The sequence below is a fragment of the Ferdinandcohnia sp. GQ5 genome (genome assembly GCF_059759275.1).
In genome coordinates this window covers 61,879-79,802 of sequence record NZ_JCAXEW010000024.1, presented here as the reverse complement: position 1 = coordinate 79,802, position 17,924 = coordinate 61,879, and the positions used below count along the sequence as shown (strand labels likewise).

The window sequence follows — 17,924 nt, the reverse complement described above, 5'->3', positions numbered from 1 at the left end:
GAGGTAATTTTAGAAATGCCGGGGTGGCGGAACTGGCAGACGCACAGGACTTAAAATCCTGCGGTAGGTGACTACCGTACCGGTTCGATTCCGGTCCTCGGCACCATCTAATAAAATAAAAAAAATGCGCCCGTAGCTCAATTGGATAGAGCGTCTGACTACGGATCAGAAGGTTATGGGTTCGACTCCTATCGGGCGCGCCATTTTACGGGAAGTAGCTCAGCTTGGTAGAGCACTTGGTTTGGGACCAAGGGGTCGCAGGTTCGAATCCTGTCTTCCCGACCATTAACAAAATTGGGGCCTTAGCTCAGCTGGGAGAGCGCCTGCTTTGCACGCAGGAGGTCAGCGGTTCGATCCCGCTAGGCTCCACCATTAGAATTTTAAATAATTACTTTAATTATGGCGGTGTAGCTCAGCTGGCTAGAGCGTACGGTTCATACCCGTGAGGTCGGGGGTTCGATCCCCTCCGCCGCTACCATTTAAATTAAAAAAATCTAGGACCTTTAGCTCAGCTGGTTAGAGCAGACGGCTCATAACCGTCCGGTCGTAGGTTCGAGTCCTACAAGGTCCACCATTTACAACCTTATATATGTGGAGGAATACCCAAGTCCGGCTGAAGGGATCGGTCTTGAAAACCGACAGGGGTGTTAAAGCCCGCGGGGGTTCGAATCCCTCTTCCTCCGCCATATTTTTTAACAAATATATGGTGTAAGAAAGTCATATATTATAAACCTTCTATATATCGCTGGGTGGAGCAACGAGCGTTGCATCATCGATTTACTGCGAGTTGTCCCGACGGACATGCTTCAAGAATAAGCTTGAAGAGGAAGGGACAGTCATTTACTTGCATAGCGCATAACATAAACTTTATAAATTCTATTATCGCGGGGTGGAGCAGTCTGGTAGCTCGTCGGGCTCATAACCCGAAGGTCGTAGGTTCAAATCCTGCCCCCGCAACCAAAAAAAGTGTTGACAAGCACAAGAAGTTATAGTAAAATAATTTTTGTTGTTAAAAATGGTCCCGTGGTGTAGCGACGAGCAAACCATCGTCGAATATCTACGAGTTGTCCCGACGGACAATGCTCCTCGAATAAACTATTAGAGGAAGGGACAGTTATTCCACAATAATTAGCGCATTAAATAACTTTTTTAATCTTAAATGGTCCCGTGGTGTAGCGGTTAACATGCCTGCCTGTCACGCAGGAGATCGCCGGTTCGATCCCGGTCGGGACCGCCATATTTTGTGGCTCAGTAGCTCAGTCGGTAGAGCAAAGGACTGAAAATCCTTGTGTCGGCGGTTCGATTCCGTCCTGAGCCACCTTTCTAATTTTATAAACTTTAATGGCGGCTGTGGCGAAGTGGTTAACGCATCGGATTGTGGTTCCGACATTCGTGGGTTCGATTCCCATCAGCCGCCCCATATAAAAAATGCGGGTGTAGTTTAATGGTAAAACCTCAGCCACGAGCAAAGCTTCCTAGAATATGCTACGAGTTGTCTCGACGCATTTACTTCTTGAATAAGCTAGCAGAGGAAGAGGCATGTAAGGCCCGAAAGTCGTATCGCTTTGATTTATAAAATTAACAATTAATATGCGGGTGTAGTTTAATGGTAAAACCTCAGCCTTCCAAGCTGATGTCGTGAGTTCGATTCTCATCACCCGCTCCAATTTATACAATGGGCCTATAGCTCAGCTGGTTAGAGCGCACGCCTGATAAGCGTGAGGTCGATGGTTCGAGTCCATTTAGGCCCACCATATATAATTATTCCGCAGTAGCTCAGTGGTAGAGCTATCGGCTGTTAACCGATCGGTCGTAGGTTCGAATCCTACCTGCGGAGCCATTTTTGGGGAAGTACTCAAGTGGCTGAAGAGGCGCCCCTGCTAAGGGTGTAGGTCGCGTAAGCGGCGCGAGGGTTCAAATCCCTCCTTCTCCGCCATGTCGAATCATATAAATACTTTTTTCTGGCCCGTTGGTCAAGCGGTTAAGACACCGCCCTTTCACGGCGGTAACACGGGTTCGAATCCCGTACGGGTCATCAAACGTTATGAGAATTTCTCATGGCGTTTTTTTATTTTACTAGATTTCTAGTTTCTAATTTTTTACGGTTACAAAAAGAAAAACACCTGTTGCCAGGTGCTTAATCTTGAGAAATGATATCATCTTCTATTTTCTTTGCGGGGTTGTCTAAATCTACATCTGAGAAGATTCCGGGTGATATTCCACGGAACATGTCAAATGCTAGAATTTTATCATCTGGGGCATCAAATAGTGGAGCATCGGGTTTTTTATTAACGTCTTCTTTACGTTTCATCTTCCACACCTCCATTTATTATCCTCCCAGTTATACTTATATTTATTCTATCTGTTATCACCGTTTAATAAATTTCCGATTCCTCCTAGAATACTTCCTTCACCTGTGCTTCCCCCATTTCTAGGTGCACTTGCGAAGATACGGTCTGCCATACGGCTAAATGGCAATGATTGTACCCAAACTGTTCCAGGGCCACGTACAGTTGCGTAGAATAAACCTTCACCACCAAAGAAAGCTGTTTTTATTTTCCCTACATATTCGATATTGTAATCTACTTCCTTCGTCATCCCAACTAAGCAGCCTGTGTCTATTCGAAGGATTTCACCAGGTTGGAGTTCTTTTTTATGTATGGTTCCACCTGCGTGTAAAAAGGCTAATCCATCTCCTTCTAATTTTTGCATGATGAAGCCCTCTCCACCGAAGAAACCAGTACCTAATTTGCGTTGGAAGTCTATTCCGACTGATACTCCTTTTGCTGCACATAAAAAAGAATCTTTTTGACAAATCACTTTTCCACCTAGCATGCTTAAATCAACCGGGATGATTTTTCCAGGATATGGGGCAGCAAACGAAACATGTTTTTTGCCCATATGGCTATTGGTAAAAACCGTCATAAAAAGACTCTCACCAGTAAGGACTCTTTTACCTGCACCAAACAGTTTACCTAATAAACCTCCACCTCCAGATTCTGAACCATCACCGAATATGGTTTCCATCGAGATTCCATCTTCCATCATCATCATGGCTCCTGCTTCCGCAATAACACTTTCACTCGGATCTAGCTCGATTTCAACAAATTGCATGTCATCTCCATATAGTTTGTATTCAATCTCATGAGCGTTCATTATACTCTTCCTTTCATTAAAAATGATATATAGAAATAATTCGTCATTTGCTTAGTATCTTCCTTTAAGCTTTTCACTAAGTATGAAAATAATGTCAGTCTATTGGAGATTTCAATGACAAAATGAAAATGAGATATTATAATATATTTAGAATTTTCTTGAAATAATTCGTCTAAGGAGGAGTTTATGAGTTCAGAAGTCGCAGTAAAAAGACGTATTTGGCCCAGAAAGAAAAGATGGAGGGTTATTTTAGTATCAGGATTTATAATCATCCTCCTGCTTGTCGCAAGTATTTTGGCAGGCTATTTATTTTTGAGAAAGAGTTTACCAGAAATTGAAGGTACAATTAATGTTGCTGGTATTACTGATGAGGTTGAAGTAATTCGTGATCAAAATGGGGTTCCCCATATAAGTGCTAAAAACACTCACGATCTGTATTTTGCACAAGGATATGTAACGGCTCAGGACAGGTTATTTCAAATGGATCTAAGCCGTAGACAGGCATCAGGAGAGCTCAGTGAGGTAATTGGTAGTTCCCTAATTGAACAGGATAAATATTATAGAACTCTTGGCTTACGAAGAGCAGCTAAAATCTCGTACGATGGATACTCGACAGAAGCGAAAGGTGTCTTACAATCTTATGCAGATGGCGTAAATGCTTTTATTAAGGAAGCAAAGGAGAAGAAAACATTACCCGTCGAATTTACTCTTGCCGGATATGAACCAACGGAGTGGAGTCCTATAGACTCACTCACGATAGGTAAGTATATGGCTTACGATTTAGGAGGCCATTATAAAGGTCAAGCCTTTCGTTATTACATGGCACAGCATGTGTCAGAAGAAAAACTACTTGAATTATTTCCTACATATCCTGAAGATGGGGCAACAGTTCTTCAAGTAATGAAAGAAAATCCTATTGATATTTCCAAAAGTATTGCACAGGCTCCTTTCCCAAATGAATTTAATGGGAGTAATAACTGGGTGGTTAGTGGAGAAAAATCTGAGTCAGGTATGCCGATTCTAGCGGATGATCCTCATTTAGCATTGGCGACTCCGTCGATTTGGTATGAAACGCATTTACAAAATAATGAAGTAAACGTAAGTGGTGTCATTTTTGCAGGTGTCCCAGGAATTATATTAGGACGTAATGAACATATCGCCTGGGGAGTTACCAATGTAGGTCCAGATGTCCAGGATTTATATATTGAAAAAAGAAATCCTGAAAATCCAAATCAGTTCGAGTATATGGGGAAGTGGGAGGATGCAAGAATTATTGATGAACCAATAAAAGTGAAGGATGGAGAAACAATTCCTTATCAAGTTCAGGTAACAAGGCATGGTCCCATTATTTCAGAATTCACTCATGACCACAAGGAAGAAACTGCTTTAGCTTTAAGATGGACAGCTCTCGATCCTTCGACTGAACTTGAAGCGGTGTTGATGTTTAACAGGCGAAGAGTTGGGATGAATTTAAAGAAGCTCTTACATATTTTCATACCCCTGCTCAAAATTTTGTTTTTGCAGCTACGGATGGAACCATTGCTTATCGAGCAAATGGGTTAATTCCTATTCGAAAAAAGGGAGATAGTTCGATACCTGTACCAGGTTGGACGGATGAATATGAGTGGGAGGGTTTTATTCCATGGGATGAACTTCCAACAATTGTGAACCCGGAGGAGGGGTTTATTTCTACGGCAAATAATAGAATTGTAACAGATGATTATCCATACCATATTACGAATACTTGGGCATAGCCATATCGTCAACAACGTATACGGGATGTTTTAACGAGTAAGAAGAAACTTTCGGTTGATGATATGCTTCAACTACAGTTTGACCAACATAATTTGCAGGCGGAGGAATTTGTACCGATTTTTCTTGATGTATTAACAAGCAATAAAGAAAAGCTAAGAGATATTGATAAAGAAGTCTTAAAGCGGTTTGAAGGATGGGACTTTGTAGATCGAAGAGAAGATGGAGAGCCTTTAGTCTTTCATAAATGGATGGAGGAATTCGCGAATGTTTTGTTTGAAGAATCCATTCCAATTGAAATTGATAACTTGTTTGAAGGTAAATCCCAAATTGTTGACCAAATGATTAGAAATGCTGCCAAAGGGGATGAAGGTGTATGGTTGAGTGAAGCTGGTGGTTTAGAGCAGGTAACTCTAGAGTCATTCAAGCGAGCTGTTGATTTTGCTGTCAAACAACAAGGGAAGCATCCGGGTAAATGGAAATGGGGTGAATTTCATAGGGTTCCTTTTAATCATCCGTTGTCGGCAATTTCTCCGTTAAACTATCTTTTTAATCATAATGAATTTGTTCCAATGGGTGGTAGTGGAGTATCGGTAGCTGCTGCAAGTTTCAATAGAAAATCAGGAGCTATAACACATGGAGCTGCATGGCGTTCCGTAATTGACCTATCAAACATGAAACAAAGCTATAATGTGGTAGGTCCAGGGCAATCTGGTCATGTTTTGAGCAAATTCTATCATGATCAAATTTCAGATTGGACAACAGGAAAATATCATATCACTCATACTTACAAAGAGAACTATATAATAAATAGTTATAGATTACTTTTACAACCAATAAAATAAAAAAGTAAAGCAGTGGGGAATTTTCCACTGCTTTTAACCTTAATCCTGAGCTTCATCCTCTGTATAAGGTTCTTTTTCATAGGGAGGAAGGTCACCGAACATGGTCATGATTCCTTCTTCATCTAATACTTCCTCATATCGTTCATGCTGGTTGTTTGGATAGATGATTATTTCTTTCCCTTCAATATCTGTTGCAACAAAGTTTTCGTAGTCCTCTACATAACCTACATTTTCATCTGATTCAAGGAATACTTCATTATAACTATCAACTGGATCTGCAAGATCAGAAGGTGATTCAGATGTTCCATACTTAGCAACATCTTGCCATGAATCTTCAGCATCAAAGGATACATTATCTTCCTCATCAACAAACTTTCCAAACGGTGGCATTAGTACCCCTTCCTCAATCGGCCGATTATGAGAAACGACTTGGGTCGGGCTGTGCTCAACACAATAGGTTGTGGTAGGAATTGCTTCTAATCGATCAACAGGTATTTCCTTACCGCATTTTTCACATTTCCCGTATCTTCCTTCAGCAATTGCCTGTAAGGCGTAGTCAATGTCCTTTAGTTCTTTTTCAATATGCTCATTAAGTGCAATGTCTTTTTCACGTTCATATAGCTCAGTTCCTTCATCCCCTGGATGGTTATCGTAAGAAGAGAGTTCCCCTACCGACCCATGGAAATGACCGCGTTCTAAATCAAAATGATCGCTATCCGTTAATTGTTCTTCAACCTCTTTTTTTGCGTTTATCAACTGTGAACGGAAGGTTGATAATTGCTCATTTGATAACATGAAAAGCACTCCTTCCATAATGATTTCGTAACGAATCTTGTTATGTATTATTTACATAAACACGAAAATCATAAATGTAAAAAAGTGCTTGTATGAAAGAAGGCAAAAGAAAAAACACGATCGCAAAAAAATCGTGTTTTTAAAAGAAGTAACCAATAAAGATTCCAATTGATAATAAGAAACCAAAAAATGTATTTGTTTGGGCGGTTGCTTTCATTGCTGGCATCATTTGGATTGGCTCTGATTTTCCAATAAATCCAATTATCGCTTGAATAGCTTTTGGAACACTCACCAATACAAGTAGGCTCCACCAAGATGCTATTCCCATAAATGACAAAGCAATAATCCAAACATATGAAATAACAAACAATACCGCTAAGAACTTAATCGCATTTTCTCTTCCTAATAAAATCGGTAAGGTGCGACGTCCGTTCTGTTTGTCACCATCCAAATCACGAATATTGTTTGACATATTAATGGCACCAACAAGAATCATAATTGGAATTGAAATTAAAATACTTGTTGAAGTAACCGTACCCGTTTGGATGAAAAACGATATTAAAATAATGATCATACCCATAAAGAAACCAGCTGCAAGCTCTCCAAAAGGTGTTGATGAAATTGGGAATGGGCCGCCAGTATAAAGATAACCAACAGACATACAAATAGTCCCTACTAACGCTAGCCACCAGCTACTATTCATACAAATATAAACACCTAAAAGTGTAGCAATCCCCATAAAGGAAAAAGCCAAGTTTAAGATCACTTTTGGCTTGACTCCATCTCTAACAATTGTCCCACCAATACCGACTGATTCAGCGGTATCTAGACCGCGTTTATAATCAAAATACTCATTAATCATATTAGTAGCTGCTTGAATGAGAAGACAAGCAAGTAACATTATTAAGAATAGTGCCATGTTGATAGAAGTATCTGAAAGTGCAAGAACTGTACCTAGGATAACTGGAACAAAGGATGCTGTTAGTGTATGTGGACGCATAAGTCTCCACCATACTTGAAACCCATTTGAAGGCTTTTTAGATAGCTTCTGATTTGACTGAAGTCCTGTATGCATTAAACTTCTCCTCTCCGTCATATCATGTATATCCAAAGTTCAGTTTAGTGAATTGGGCAAGTACTGTCAATGGTTTAATGTAACAAAAAAGTCATAATCATTCTTACCATGATTTAATCCCCAGACTAACATATCGTACAAAACGTAATAATAAGGAAGTAAGTGGTCATTGTACGGTTACATATGGTAGAATCAAGTTTGTTGACAACTATTCATAAAGAGGTATATTGTAGCACTTGATTCATTAACCCAAAAGTATCGGGATTATAATACTAAGGGTACATACGTGTTAATGATATACTATAATCAAATACTATTTCTAAAGAAAAATTTATTACAGGAAACACTTCGGGGGGATATAAGTTGGTCATGATACAACAAAAAGGATTGAAAGATTACATAGAGAAAGGAATGTTTCGTTCAAAGGAGCTTTCAAAGCCGATACTTGTAAGTCAGGTTAGAGAGATTGAGAACATAGACCCCCTATTGTTCTTTTCTACTGGGAAAAAAGAAACTTTTAAAACGCGATGTTTCTGGTCCAATCCAACAAATGATACGGTAATAGTTGGACTTGGAGAAGCTTATACCATTAGCGATAATGAGTCTACAGAACGTTTTGTTGTAATAGAAGAGGAGTGGAAAAAACTCGTTCACAACGCAATTATAGTGGATGACTTTGCACCATATTCTACAGGTCCAATAATAATGGGAGGTTTTTCATTCGATCCATTAAAAAAGAGAACAGATCTGTGGGATCATTTTGATGATGCAAAATTTGTTTTGCCTGCGTTTATGCTTTCAATCTATAAAGGAAGTACTTATTTAACTACAAATATAATATGTGAATCTACAGGTACAACATTTGTTGAATCTGATATAGAACAATTAGAAGAACAGCTTGAGGGAAATCACAAAGAGCTCATAAACACTTCTTTTACAAAAGAAGAAGTCCAACCAAAGGAATGGATGGAATCTGTTCGAAATGCAACTAAAAAGGTACAATCCGGCGAGGTTGAAAAGGTTGTACTAGCAAGAGAAATTAAACTACATTTTGATAAGCCAATTGAAACGGATGCCATTTTAGCACGTTTAAAAGAAGAACAACCAATGAGTTATTTATTTGCAATCGAGTATGGCGATTCATGTTTTATTGGAGCTTCACCAGAGCGTCTTATAAAGAAAAAAGGTGGAGAATTTTTAACAACTTGCTTAGCAGGTTCGATACGACGTGGTAAAACTCCTTCTGAAGACGAACAATTGGCAAATGAATTACTTAGTGACCGGAAAAATCTATACGAACATGATGTGGTTGTACAAATGATTAAAAATGCGATGAAAGAATCTTGTATACGCATTTCTTCACCAACACAACCTGATATCTTAAAAATGCGAGATATTCAACATTTATACACACCTGTAAGAGGGGTAGCAAAAGAAAATGTATCATTACTTACTGTTGTAGATCGACTACATCCAACTCCAGCGCTTGGAGGACAACCTAAACAAAAAGCATATGAAATAATTCGTGAGCTTGAGATTCTTGACCGTGGTTGGTATGGAAGCCCAGTTGGTTGGTTAGATACAAAAGATAATGGAGAATTTGCCGTTGCCATTCGTTCTGGATTAATAAATAGCAACAATGTATCCTTATTTGCTGGATGTGGAATTGTAGGCGATTCAGAACCAGAAAGTGAATATACAGAAACAATGATTAAGTTTAGACCGATGCTATCCGCACTAGGAGGCTTAGACAATGAATAATGAAGCATTAACTCGGTATGTAGCATCATTTGTTGATGAATTAGTCCAAGTGGGTGTCACAGAGGCCATTGTGAGCCCCGGCTCCCGCTCTACCCCGATGGCAATATTAATGGCTGAACATCCTGATATGAATGTTACAATCAATATTGATGAACGATCATCCGCTTTTTATGCGCTTGGTGTAGCTAAAGCAACTAAAAAGCCTGTAGCGATACTTTGTACTTCTGGGACTGCAGCAGCCAATTATTTTCCGGCTATTGTGGAGGCCTATTATTCAAGAGTACCGCTTATTGTCCTGACAGCGGACCGACCACATGAATTGCGCGATGTTGGTGCACCGCAAGCTATAGATCAGAACCAGTTATATGGGAACCATGCGAAATGGTTTGTAGAAATGGCTCTACCTGAAGATTCCGCTCAAATGTTGGCTTATGTCAGAACTATGGCAGGAAGAGCAGCGGGTACAGCACAATCAGCTCCCGCAGGACCTGTCCATCTAAACTTCCCTTTTCGTGAGCCGCTGGTTCCAAACCTCGATCTTGATTATTTATGGGGTTCAAGGAACATTGCTAAAAAAAATGTAAACGTCGTTGTTGGTAAACCGACAATGGACGAGGAACAAGCTCAGTTGATAAGTGATGTAGTCAGTGAAAAACTGAGAGGGATTATTGTTTGTGGTTCACATGATAATTCTGAGTTTGGACATGCTGTAGCTAATCTAGCAGAAACTCTTCAATTTCCAATACTTGCTGACCCACTATCCCAACTGAGAAGTGGAACACACTCTAAATCATACATAATTGATGGGTATGATGCTTTTTTACGAAACGAAGAGTTCGGAGAAGCTTTCTCACCAGACATCATTATTCGTTTTGGAGCAATGCCCGTTTCTAAGTCACTTCTGCAGTATATTCAAAAACAAAAAAGCACGCCACAAATCATTGTGGATGGGGACGGTGGATGGAGAGATCCTACTTTATCAGCAACCGATATGGTTTACTGTGATGAAATAGAGTTCTGTCATTCGATTACGAAACGAATTCAGAAACGTAGTAATAATGGTTGGATAAGCTCTTGGATTAAAATAAATGATATAGTGAAAGAGAATATCAACGCAGTATACCAGGAAGAAACCTTATTTGAAGGGAAGGTATTTACTGAACTTCAAGAAATCCTGCCGAATGGTTCTACTTTATTTGTTGGAAACAGTATGCCAATCAGAGACCTTGACACTTTCTTTACGAATAATGAAAAGTCAATTCATGTACTAGGAAATCGAGGAGCCAATGGAATTGATGGACTTGTTTCTACGGCGATGGGCATTAGTTCGCAAAAAGAGCATACTGTTTTAGTAATTGGGGATCTTTCTTTCTATCATGATTTAAATGGATTATTAGCAGCAAAACATCATCATTTAAATAATACGATTGTGTTAATTAACAATGACGGTGGCGGAATATTTTCTTTCTTGCCACAATCACAGGAAGAAAAGCACTTTGAAACACTGTTTGGTACGCCAATCGGGCTTAATTATGAACATGCCGTAAAAATGTATGGCGGGAAATTTACTAGTGTTGAGAATTGGGCGGAATTCCGAAAAGCCATATCTGCTTCATTAAATGGGAATGGTCTTCATGTTGTAGAAGTAAAAACGGACCGCCAAGAAAATGTCATGATTCATCGAAAAATGTGGAATAATGTTTCCCAGGAAATAAAAGACGTTCTCAAAAAGGAACAATAACTATGTTTATTTCATCAAACGGGGTTACTTATCATGTGCAGGTGATGGGAGAAGGGGAACCGATAGTTTTCCTTCATGGTTTTACAGGTAATATAGCAACCTGGAGTAATGCCACCGAGACACTTCGTTACAGTTATCAATGTATTTTTATTGATATAATCGGACATGGAGAGACAGATAGTCCTGATGACTCATCAAGATATCATATAGAAACTGTTGCAAAAGATATCATTCATATTCTTGATGTCTTAGCTATCCCCAGAACTAATATAGTTGGCTACTCCATGGGAGGAAGGCTAGCATTGGCTATCTCTATTCTTTTTTCAACTAGAATAATTAGACTTGTTCTAGAGAGCAGTTCTCCAGGGTTAAGAACAGTGGAAGAAAGAGTTGCCCGCAGAAAATCAGATGAGAAACTGGCTAATCGGATTAACCAAGAGGGAGTCCAAGGTTTTGTTGATTATTGGGAGAAGATCCCTTTGTTCTCTTCGCAACAGGCCCTAACGAAAGATATTCAACAAGAAATACGCCAACAACGTCTTAACAATAATCCAGTCGGTTTAGTTAATAGTCTTAAAGGAATGGGGACTGGTTCACAACCCTCATACTGGGATAGACTAAATGAGCTAAACCTACCCACTTTATTACTTTGTGGAGAGCTTGACCAAAAGTTTTGCAGGATAGCAGAAGAGATGAGCTTAAGCATTCAAAATGCAAAAGTGGAGAAAATAGTAGAGACTGGACATGCAATTCATGTGGAACAACCATATTTTTTTGGTAAAATAATAAATGAGTTTGTTTCTGATCATTTTTCTCATTGATCAAAATTATATACAAACCTATACATAAAAGTGCGTGTTCAAAAAGGTGATAAAAAGGACCACGTCGACGAAGGCGCCATGTCCTGTGGCGACGCCGACGCTAGCACATCCTGTGCGTCGAAAGTTCGAGGCAGTGCAGCTTTAAGTAGCAGAGCGTATGCTGTTAATACGTGAGCAGATGATTTTGCACGCCGGAAAAGTAGTTTTCTTTTTACAAGGAACTGAAAAGAAAGCCAACGAAGAAATTCGATGTGTCATTTTTACCGGACATTTTTGAACATCCTTAAAAGGAGGACAAGCTAATGGCTGCAGTTGAATGGGTTGCAGAACGTAAGTATGATGAAATTTTATATGAAACATATAATGGTATTGCAAAGATCACCATTAACAGACCACATGTTAGAAATGCATTTACGCCGAAAACAGTGGCAGAAATGATTGATGCTTTTGCTTATGCCAGAGATGATTCAAACATTGGTGTTATTGTTCTAGCTGGTGCGGGAGATGAAGCATTCTGTTCTGGTGGAGATCAGAAGGTTCGAGGGCATGGTGGATATGTTGGAGACGACCAAATACCACGATTAAATGTTCTTGATTTACAACGTTTAATCCGTGTAATTCCAAAGCCAGTAATCGCTATGGTATCTGGTTATGCAATCGGTGGAGGACATGTACTGCATGTTGTATGTGACTTGACTATTGCAGCGGATAACGCTATTTTTGGACAAACTGGTCCGAAGGTTGGAAGCTTTGATGCAGGTTATGGTTCTGGATATCTTGCACGCATCATTGGTCATAAAAAGGCACGTGAAATTTGGTTCCTCTGCCGTCAATATAATGCTCAAGAGGCATTAGACATGGGTCTTGTGAACACAGTTGTTCCATTAGAGCAACTTGAAGAAGAAACAATTAAGTGGTGTGAAGAAATTCTTGAAAAGAGTCCAACAGCTCTTCGTTTCTTAAAAGCAGCAATGAATGCTGATACAGATGGCTTAGCAGGTCTACAACAAATGGCTGGCGATGCTACTCTTCTATACTACACAACAGATGAAGCGAAGGAAGGCCGTGACGCATTTAAAGAAAAGCGCATGCCAGACTTTAAGCAATTCCCTCGTTTCCCTTAATGTTCAGTTCTCAGCTTGATGAAAACCTCATCAAGCTGTTTTTGCATTTTTATTACAAACATAAGAGGATTTGAAAAAAATGAATTCAACAGAAATACCAAATTGGCTGAAACAGCGAGCGTTTTTAACGCCAAATCGAATTGCTATAAAAACTGAAAATAAAGAGATATCATTTTTGACTTTACATAAAAATGTGCTGAAAAGGGCTAACCAACTCACATATGCAGGAGTACAAAAGGAAGACGTTGTGGCTGTTCTTCTTGGAAACAATGTTGAAATGGTTGAAGTGATTCATGCACTGAAATATATTGGGGCAGTTACAGTCCTATTGAATATAAAATTAACAAGTAGTGAGCTAGAATTTCAATTGAGTGATGCTGGAACAAAAATGCTGCTAACGCAAGAGCCTTATCTTGAGAAAGTAGCTCATCTAAATATTAAAAACATATCATTAAATGAACTTCATGAGCTTCCTGAGAAAGACTGTAAGATTCAAGAGTATTTCTCTTTAGAACAGGCTGATACAATTATGTACACATCGGGAACGACTGGAAAACCAAAGGGCGTTATTCATACATATGGAAACCATTGGTGGAGTGCGATTGGCTCGAGTTTAAATTTAGGACTGCACCAGGATGATTGCTGGTTACTTACTGTTCCGATGTTTCATATTAGTGGGTTATCAATTTTGTATCGAAGTGTCATTTACGGAATACCAGCTGTGATTCACGAAAAATTCGATCCGAAAAAAGCAAATGATGCTATTAAGTATCAAGGTGTTACCATCATGTCGGCAGTGAGTGTCATGCTAACAAGGATGATTAAAGAATTAGGGGATGAGCGCTACCCTGATCAGTTTAGATGTATGCTTCTTGGAGGTGGACCTGCACCAAAACCTTTATTAGAGGATTGTATTGCACATAATATTCCTGTTTTCCAGACTTATGGTCTGACTGAAACAGCATCACAGGTTGTTACGCTAGCACCTGAGTATAGTATTTCTAAGTTAGGTTCAGCAGGTAAACCACTTTTTCCAGTGCAAATCAAAATTGATAATAATGGTACACCTACACGTCCAAATGAAGTAGGAGAGATCGTTGTAAAAGCACCCAACGTGACAAAAGGCTATTTAAATCGAATTGATGCTACGATGACTTCAATAGTCGATGGCTGGCTATATACCGGTGACATTGGATACTTAGATGAGGAAGGGTTCTTATTTGTGTTAGATCGCCGGTCTGATTTAATTATTTCAGGCGGAGAAAATATTTATCCTGCTGAACTTGAGGCGGTTCTGTTGTCACACCCTAACATTTTAGAAGCGGGTGTTACAGGAGTGGATGATGAAAAGTGGGGACAGGCGCCTGCTGCTTTCGTCATAAAAGAAGAAGGAAGTAACCTACATGAAAATGAAATCATTGCTTTTTGCCATGAACAACTTGCTCGTTATAAAGTTCCAAAATCAATCTATTTTGTTGATGCCCTACCAAGAAATGCATCCAATAAACTTATGAGAAGAAAATTAATTGATTTAATAAAGGATGAGAAAAATGATTAAGGTGAAAAAGGTAACCCTCCATCTCATAGAACAAAGTTTGCTCTCACCGTTTGTAACAAGTATGGGAAAGGTTGATACAAGAGAGAGTATTCTTGTTGAAATGGAGGATGTAGAAGGTGTCGTTGGTTGGGGAGAAGTCGTTGCCTTTTCATCACCTTGGTATACAGAAGAGACGATTAAAACTAGTTGGCATATACTTGTCGATTATCTAGTCCCGCAAATTTTAAAAGAAGAGGTTGAGCATCCTCAGCAACTGCAGGAATGTTTTAAATTTGTAAAAAGAAATAATATGGCGAAAGCTAGCATCGACATGGCTATGTGGGACTTATATTCAAAAAAACAAGGAATTTCTCTTTCTAAAGCGATCGGCGGAACAAGGGATTCTATAGATTCGGGAGTAGTTGTAAGTATTAATTCAATTGAGGATGTATTACATAAAATTCAGGAGCATGTGAATACAGGCTATAAACGGGTAAAAATAAAAATTAAGCCTGGACAAGACTATGAGCTTCTAAAAGAAATTAGACGGGAATTTCCTAACCTCCCTCTAATGGTGGATGCGAATTCGGCATATTGTTTAGCGGATACTGACAAACTTAAAGCATTAGATGAGTTTAAGTTGTTGATGGTTGAACAGCCATTAGCGGAGGATGATATTTTTGATCACGCAAAGCTACAAGAAATACTTTCAACACCTATATGTTTGGATGAAAGCATTACATCAGCAGAGGATGCCCGTAAGGCAATTGAAATGGGGAGCTGCCGAGTGATGAATATCAAAATTGGGAGAGTGGGTGGAATCACTGAGTCAATTAAAATCCATGATATTTGTGAGTCCCATCAAATCCCCGTCTGGTGTGGAGGGATGCTTGAAACCGGAATTTCAAGAGCACATAATATTGCTTTAGCTAGCCTACCAAACTTCACAATTCCTGGTGATATTTCTGCGTCCTCAAGATATTGGTCAAGAGATGTCATTATTCCGGAAGTTACTGTAGAAAACGGCCGAATTGCCGTTCCAGATGAACCAGGAATTGGATATAAGGTAGATTACGAATGGATTCAGCATATCACGAAAGAGAAAAAGGTAATGCAATGTTAACTTTATTCAGCTCGGGTTGGACCCAGCTGAATAAGTTAGATAAATAGCAGTAAACTTAACGCCATAACAGCCATACCTGCAATTAATCCATAAATGGATAAATGTCCACTATCATAACGTTTAGAAGCAGGAAGTAATTCATCAAGAGAAATAAACACCATAATTCCTGCTACCGCAGCGAAGATTATCCCAAACATGATATCATTTAAAAATGGCATCAGAATTAAGAAAGCAACAACGGCCCCAACAGGTTCAGCCAAACCGGAAAGAAACGAGAGCTTAAAGGCTCTTTTTTTATCTCCTGTTGCAAAATAGACCGGAACAGCAACAGCGATTCCTTCAGGTATATTGTGAATTGCTACTGCTACTGCGATTGCGATACCTAGGCCCGGATCTTGAAGAGCTGAAGTAAAGGTGGCAATACCTTCAGGGAAATTGTGAATGCCAATAGCGAGAGCTGTAAATGTTCCCATTTTTAATAATTTATCTTCTTCTAATTTGGAAGAAGATAAATTCATGTCCTCCACCTTTTTTACCTCATGAGGGTTACTACTCTCAGGGACAAATTTATCAATTAAAGCAATTAAAAACATTCCCCCAAAAAATCCTGCAACTGTCATCCAGTTCCCAAGTTCATTTCCAAGTGCAGACGTTAGTGCAACTTTTGCTTTAACAAAGATCTCAATCATGGACACATAGATCATGACACCTGCTGAGAAACCGAGTGTCCAAGATAGAAATTTGGTATTCGTTCTGGACGTAAAGAGAGCTATTAAGCTTCCTATACCGGTTGCGAGGCCAGCAAATAAAGTTAAACCAAAAGCGAGTAAAAGATTTTCATACATCGCTTATTCTCCTCTCAAGCTTCTAATTTATTTCTGTGTATTTTGTCTTAATGAATAAATGTTTCCTTAGTGCAACTTTTAAAAGTATCATATGTTTATTTTTAAATTTTGTCAATTATTTTATTTTAAAAAATTCGACATGTTATAAGGATTATGCAAATTTGGGAGGATTTGTTTCAGCTATTTAAAAATATAAAAAAGACAGCTGAGTTAATCAGCTGTCATGTTCATATTTCTATAAATCACTTGGTATGAAAGTTTTACAATCTGTTTCGGTTTGTTCTGATGCAGTTTTCCCTGAGTGACTCACAACATAAATCGCATCAGCACTACATTTATTGCCGTTTGCCCAATAATGACAGTTTTTAACTTCACATAATACATCTTGTGCCATTTTACTACACCTCTTTCTTAGGAATGTGGCCTAGCATCCTTTATGTTCTCCAAGTGAAGAAATACAGATAACAAGCAACATATCCCAAGGGTGGTAATTAAATTAGCGCCTTCCGTTTTAAATTGAAAAAGGACTAAATATCAATAACAAATTTAATTACTATGTAAAAATTAAGGAAGTCTTCGAAGTCTTCGGCCAGGGAATGCAAAATCAGTGTAGTTCCTGAAGTCGGAGTATCTTTGGACAAGGAGATGGTAAATCAGTGAAATTGTGTCTGAAGTTGGAGTATTTTCGGACAAGGGGATGGAAAATCAGTACGGTTGTGTCTGAAGTCGGAGTATCTTCGGACAAGGAAACGCAAATTTAGTACGGTTGTGTCTGAAGTTGGAGTATCTTCGGACAAGGGGATGGAAAATCATCGCGATTGTGTCTGAAGTTGAAGTGTCTTCGGACAAGGGGATGGAAAATCAGTACGGTTGTGTCTGAAGTTGAAGTATCTTCGGACAAGAGAATGCAAAATTAGTACGGTTGTGTCTGAAGTCGGAGTATCTTCGGACAAGGAAACGCAAAATCATCGAGGTTGTGTCTGAAGTTGGAGCATGTTCGGACAAGGGAACACAAAATCAGTGAAGTTGTGTCTGAAGTGGAAGTATCTTCGGACAAGGAAACGCAAAATCAACGCGATTGTGTCTGAAGTCGGAGTATCTTCGGACAAGGGAATACAAAATCAAAGCGATTGTGTCTGAAGTCGGAGTATCTTCGGACAAGGAAACGCAAAATCATCGAGGTTGTGTCTGAAGTAGGAGTATCTTCGGACAAGGGAATACAAAATCAAAGCGATTGTGTCTGAAGTCGGAGTATCTTCGGACAAGGGAATACAAAATCAGTGCGGTTGTGTCTGAAGTTGGAGTATCTTCGGACAAGAGAATGCAAAATTAGTATGGTTGTGTCTGAA

Annotated in this window: 12 protein-coding genes, 16 tRNA genes and 1 pseudogene; 23 read left to right on the top strand and 6 right to left on the bottom strand. The window is 39.2% G+C overall.

Annotation, left to right across the window (positions count from 1 at the left end; all coding sequences use genetic code 11):
* Window positions 1–17: 17 nt before the first annotated feature.
* From AC6CHV_RS23125 to AC6CHV_RS23050, 16 genes are all read left to right on the top strand, one after another.
* A tRNA-Leu gene (locus tag AC6CHV_RS23125) sits at window positions 18–106 on the top strand.
* A 20-nt stretch (window positions 107–126) separates the two neighbouring features.
* Window positions 127–203, top strand: a tRNA-Arg gene (locus AC6CHV_RS23120).
* 5 nt (window positions 204–208) lie between these two features.
* Window positions 209–285, top strand: a tRNA-Pro gene (locus AC6CHV_RS23115).
* Between the two features lie 11 nt (window positions 286–296).
* Window positions 297–372: transfer RNA gene (locus AC6CHV_RS23110), tRNA-Ala, on the top strand.
* A 29-nt stretch (window positions 373–401) separates the two neighbouring features.
* A tRNA-Met gene (locus AC6CHV_RS23105) sits at window positions 402–478 on the top strand.
* Between the two features lie 19 nt (window positions 479–497).
* A tRNA-Ile gene (locus AC6CHV_RS23100) sits at window positions 498–574 on the top strand.
* A gap of 19 nt (window positions 575–593) precedes the next feature.
* Window positions 594–686: transfer RNA gene (locus AC6CHV_RS23095), tRNA-Ser, on the top strand.
* Between the two features lie 197 nt (window positions 687–883).
* Window positions 884–960, top strand: a tRNA-Met gene (locus AC6CHV_RS23090).
* 201 nt (window positions 961–1,161) lie between these two features.
* Window positions 1,162–1,237 (top strand) — tRNA-Asp (locus AC6CHV_RS23085).
* A gap of 8 nt (window positions 1,238–1,245) precedes the next feature.
* Window positions 1,246–1,318 (top strand) — tRNA-Phe (locus AC6CHV_RS23080).
* A 26-nt stretch (window positions 1,319–1,344) separates the two neighbouring features.
* Window positions 1,345–1,420: transfer RNA gene (locus AC6CHV_RS23075), tRNA-His, on the top strand.
* Between the two features lie 172 nt (window positions 1,421–1,592).
* Window positions 1,593–1,666, top strand: a tRNA-Gly gene (locus tag AC6CHV_RS23070).
* Between the two features lie 11 nt (window positions 1,667–1,677).
* Window positions 1,678–1,754, top strand: a tRNA-Ile gene (locus AC6CHV_RS23065).
* Window positions 1,755–1,765: 11 nt separating this feature from the next.
* Window positions 1,766–1,840: transfer RNA gene (locus tag AC6CHV_RS23060), tRNA-Asn, on the top strand.
* A gap of 5 nt (window positions 1,841–1,845) precedes the next feature.
* A tRNA-Ser gene (locus tag AC6CHV_RS23055) sits at window positions 1,846–1,936 on the top strand.
* 27 nt (window positions 1,937–1,963) lie between these two features.
* Window positions 1,964–2,035, top strand: a tRNA-Glu gene (locus tag AC6CHV_RS23050).
* 102 nt (window positions 2,036–2,137) lie between these two features.
* Here AC6CHV_RS23050 and AC6CHV_RS23045 read toward each other — a convergent pair.
* The gene (locus AC6CHV_RS23045; protein ID WP_341330557.1) at window positions 2,138–2,311 is read right to left on the bottom strand and encodes a hypothetical protein; all 174 of its coding nucleotides are present in this window, start codon (window positions 2,309–2,311) and stop codon (window positions 2,138–2,140) included.
* A gap of 47 nt (window positions 2,312–2,358) precedes the next feature.
* A complete protein-coding gene (locus tag AC6CHV_RS23040) occupies window positions 2,359–3,156 on the bottom strand; it encodes a TIGR00266 family protein (RefSeq protein WP_341330558.1) in 798 nt (265 codons plus the stop codon).
* 186 nt (window positions 3,157–3,342) lie between these two features.
* Here AC6CHV_RS23040 and AC6CHV_RS23035 point away from each other — a divergent pair.
* Window positions 3,343–5,753: pseudogene (locus AC6CHV_RS23035) on the top strand (penicillin acylase family protein).
* 39 nt (window positions 5,754–5,792) lie between these two features.
* On the opposite strand, the gene AC6CHV_RS23030 reads toward AC6CHV_RS23035, so the two are convergent.
* Together AC6CHV_RS23030 and AC6CHV_RS23025 are read right to left on the bottom strand one after the other, a co-directional pair.
* On the bottom strand, window positions 5,793–6,548 hold the full coding sequence (locus AC6CHV_RS23030) for a TraR/DksA C4-type zinc finger protein (protein WP_121447325.1): 756 nt from the start codon (window positions 6,546–6,548) through the stop codon (window positions 5,793–5,795).
* A gap of 139 nt (window positions 6,549–6,687) precedes the next feature.
* Window positions 6,688–7,623, bottom strand: coding sequence for a 1,4-dihydroxy-2-naphthoate polyprenyltransferase (locus AC6CHV_RS23025; RefSeq protein ID WP_341330561.1), 936 nt, complete (start codon window positions 7,621–7,623; stop codon window positions 6,688–6,690).
* A 369-nt stretch (window positions 7,624–7,992) separates the two neighbouring features.
* Between AC6CHV_RS23025 and AC6CHV_RS23020 the strand changes: the two genes are divergently transcribed.
* The 6 genes from AC6CHV_RS23020 to menC all read left to right on the top strand — a co-directional run bounded on the left by AC6CHV_RS23020 (window position 7,993) and on the right by menC (window position 15,730).
* Complete coding sequence (locus AC6CHV_RS23020; protein ID WP_498079753.1) at window positions 7,993–9,384, top strand: isochorismate synthase; 1,392 nt, start codon at window positions 7,993–7,995, stop codon at window positions 9,382–9,384.
* Window positions 9,377–11,125 carry a 2-succinyl-5-enolpyruvyl-6-hydroxy-3-cyclohexene-1-carboxylic-acid synthase gene (gene menD, locus AC6CHV_RS23015; protein WP_498079752.1) on the top strand — a complete coding sequence of 583 codons (1,749 nt, stop codon included), beginning with the start codon at window positions 9,377–9,379 and terminating at the stop codon, window positions 11,123–11,125. The genes AC6CHV_RS23020 and menD overlap by 8 nt, the downstream gene beginning before the upstream one ends.
* A gap of 2 nt (window positions 11,126–11,127) precedes the next feature.
* The gene (gene menH / locus AC6CHV_RS23010; protein WP_498079751.1) at window positions 11,128–11,946 is read left to right on the top strand and encodes a 2-succinyl-6-hydroxy-2,4-cyclohexadiene-1-carboxylate synthase; all 819 of its coding nucleotides are present in this window, start codon (window positions 11,128–11,130) and stop codon (window positions 11,944–11,946) included.
* A 302-nt stretch (window positions 11,947–12,248) separates the two neighbouring features.
* Complete coding sequence (gene menB / locus AC6CHV_RS23005) at window positions 12,249–13,070, top strand: 1,4-dihydroxy-2-naphthoyl-CoA synthase (RefSeq protein WP_099362260.1); 822 nt, start codon at window positions 12,249–12,251, stop codon at window positions 13,068–13,070.
* A 79-nt stretch (window positions 13,071–13,149) separates the two neighbouring features.
* Complete coding sequence (locus AC6CHV_RS23000) at window positions 13,150–14,628, top strand: o-succinylbenzoate--CoA ligase (RefSeq protein ID WP_498079750.1); 1,479 nt, start codon at window positions 13,150–13,152, stop codon at window positions 14,626–14,628.
* Complete coding sequence (menC, locus tag AC6CHV_RS22995) at window positions 14,624–15,730, top strand: o-succinylbenzoate synthase (protein ID WP_341333501.1); 1,107 nt, start codon at window positions 14,624–14,626, stop codon at window positions 15,728–15,730. The genes AC6CHV_RS23000 and menC overlap by 5 nt, the downstream gene beginning before the upstream one ends.
* A 35-nt stretch (window positions 15,731–15,765) precedes the next feature.
* Here menC and zupT read toward each other — a convergent pair whose 3' ends face one another.
* Entirely contained in the window at window positions 15,766–16,575 is an 810-nt protein-coding gene (gene zupT, locus AC6CHV_RS22990) for a zinc transporter ZupT (protein WP_341330566.1), read from the bottom strand.
* Between the two features lie 235 nt (window positions 16,576–16,810).
* Window positions 16,811–16,969: a DUF1540 domain-containing protein gene (locus tag AC6CHV_RS22985; RefSeq protein ID WP_121447331.1), complete on the bottom strand. Its 159-nt coding sequence runs from the start codon at window positions 16,967–16,969 to the stop codon at window positions 16,811–16,813.
* Window positions 16,970–17,924 lie beyond the last annotated feature (955 nt).

Bases quoted from the DNA above. Each gene is read 5' to 3' on its own strand.
- AC6CHV_RS23045 (WP_341330557.1), bottom strand. From the start codon at position 2,311: ATGAAACGTAAAGAAGACGTTAATAAAAAACCCGATGCTCCACTATTT.
- AC6CHV_RS23040 (WP_341330558.1), bottom strand. From the start codon at position 3,156: ATGAACGCTCATGAGATTGAATACAAACTATATGGAGATGACATGCAA.
- AC6CHV_RS23030 (WP_121447325.1), bottom strand. From the start codon at position 6,548: ATGTTATCAAATGAGCAATTATCAACCTTCCGTTCACAGTTGATAAAC.
- AC6CHV_RS23025 (WP_341330561.1), bottom strand. From the start codon at position 7,623: ATGCATACAGGACTTCAGTCAAATCAGAAGCTATCTAAAAAGCCTTCA.
- AC6CHV_RS23020 (WP_498079753.1), top strand. From the start codon at position 7,993: ATGATACAACAAAAAGGATTGAAAGATTACATAGAGAAAGGAATGTTT.
- menD (WP_498079752.1), top strand. From the start codon at position 9,377: ATGAATAATGAAGCATTAACTCGGTATGTAGCATCATTTGTTGATGAA.
- menH (WP_498079751.1), top strand. From the start codon at position 11,128: ATGTTTATTTCATCAAACGGGGTTACTTATCATGTGCAGGTGATGGGA.
- menB (WP_099362260.1), top strand. From the start codon at position 12,249: ATGGCTGCAGTTGAATGGGTTGCAGAACGTAAGTATGATGAAATTTTA.
- AC6CHV_RS23000 (WP_498079750.1), top strand. From the start codon at position 13,150: ATGAATTCAACAGAAATACCAAATTGGCTGAAACAGCGAGCGTTTTTA.
- zupT (WP_341330566.1), bottom strand. From the start codon at position 16,575: ATGTATGAAAATCTTTTACTCGCTTTTGGTTTAACTTTATTTGCTGGC.
- AC6CHV_RS22985 (WP_121447331.1), bottom strand. From the start codon at position 16,969: ATGGCACAAGATGTATTATGTGAAGTTAAAAACTGTCATTATTGGGCA.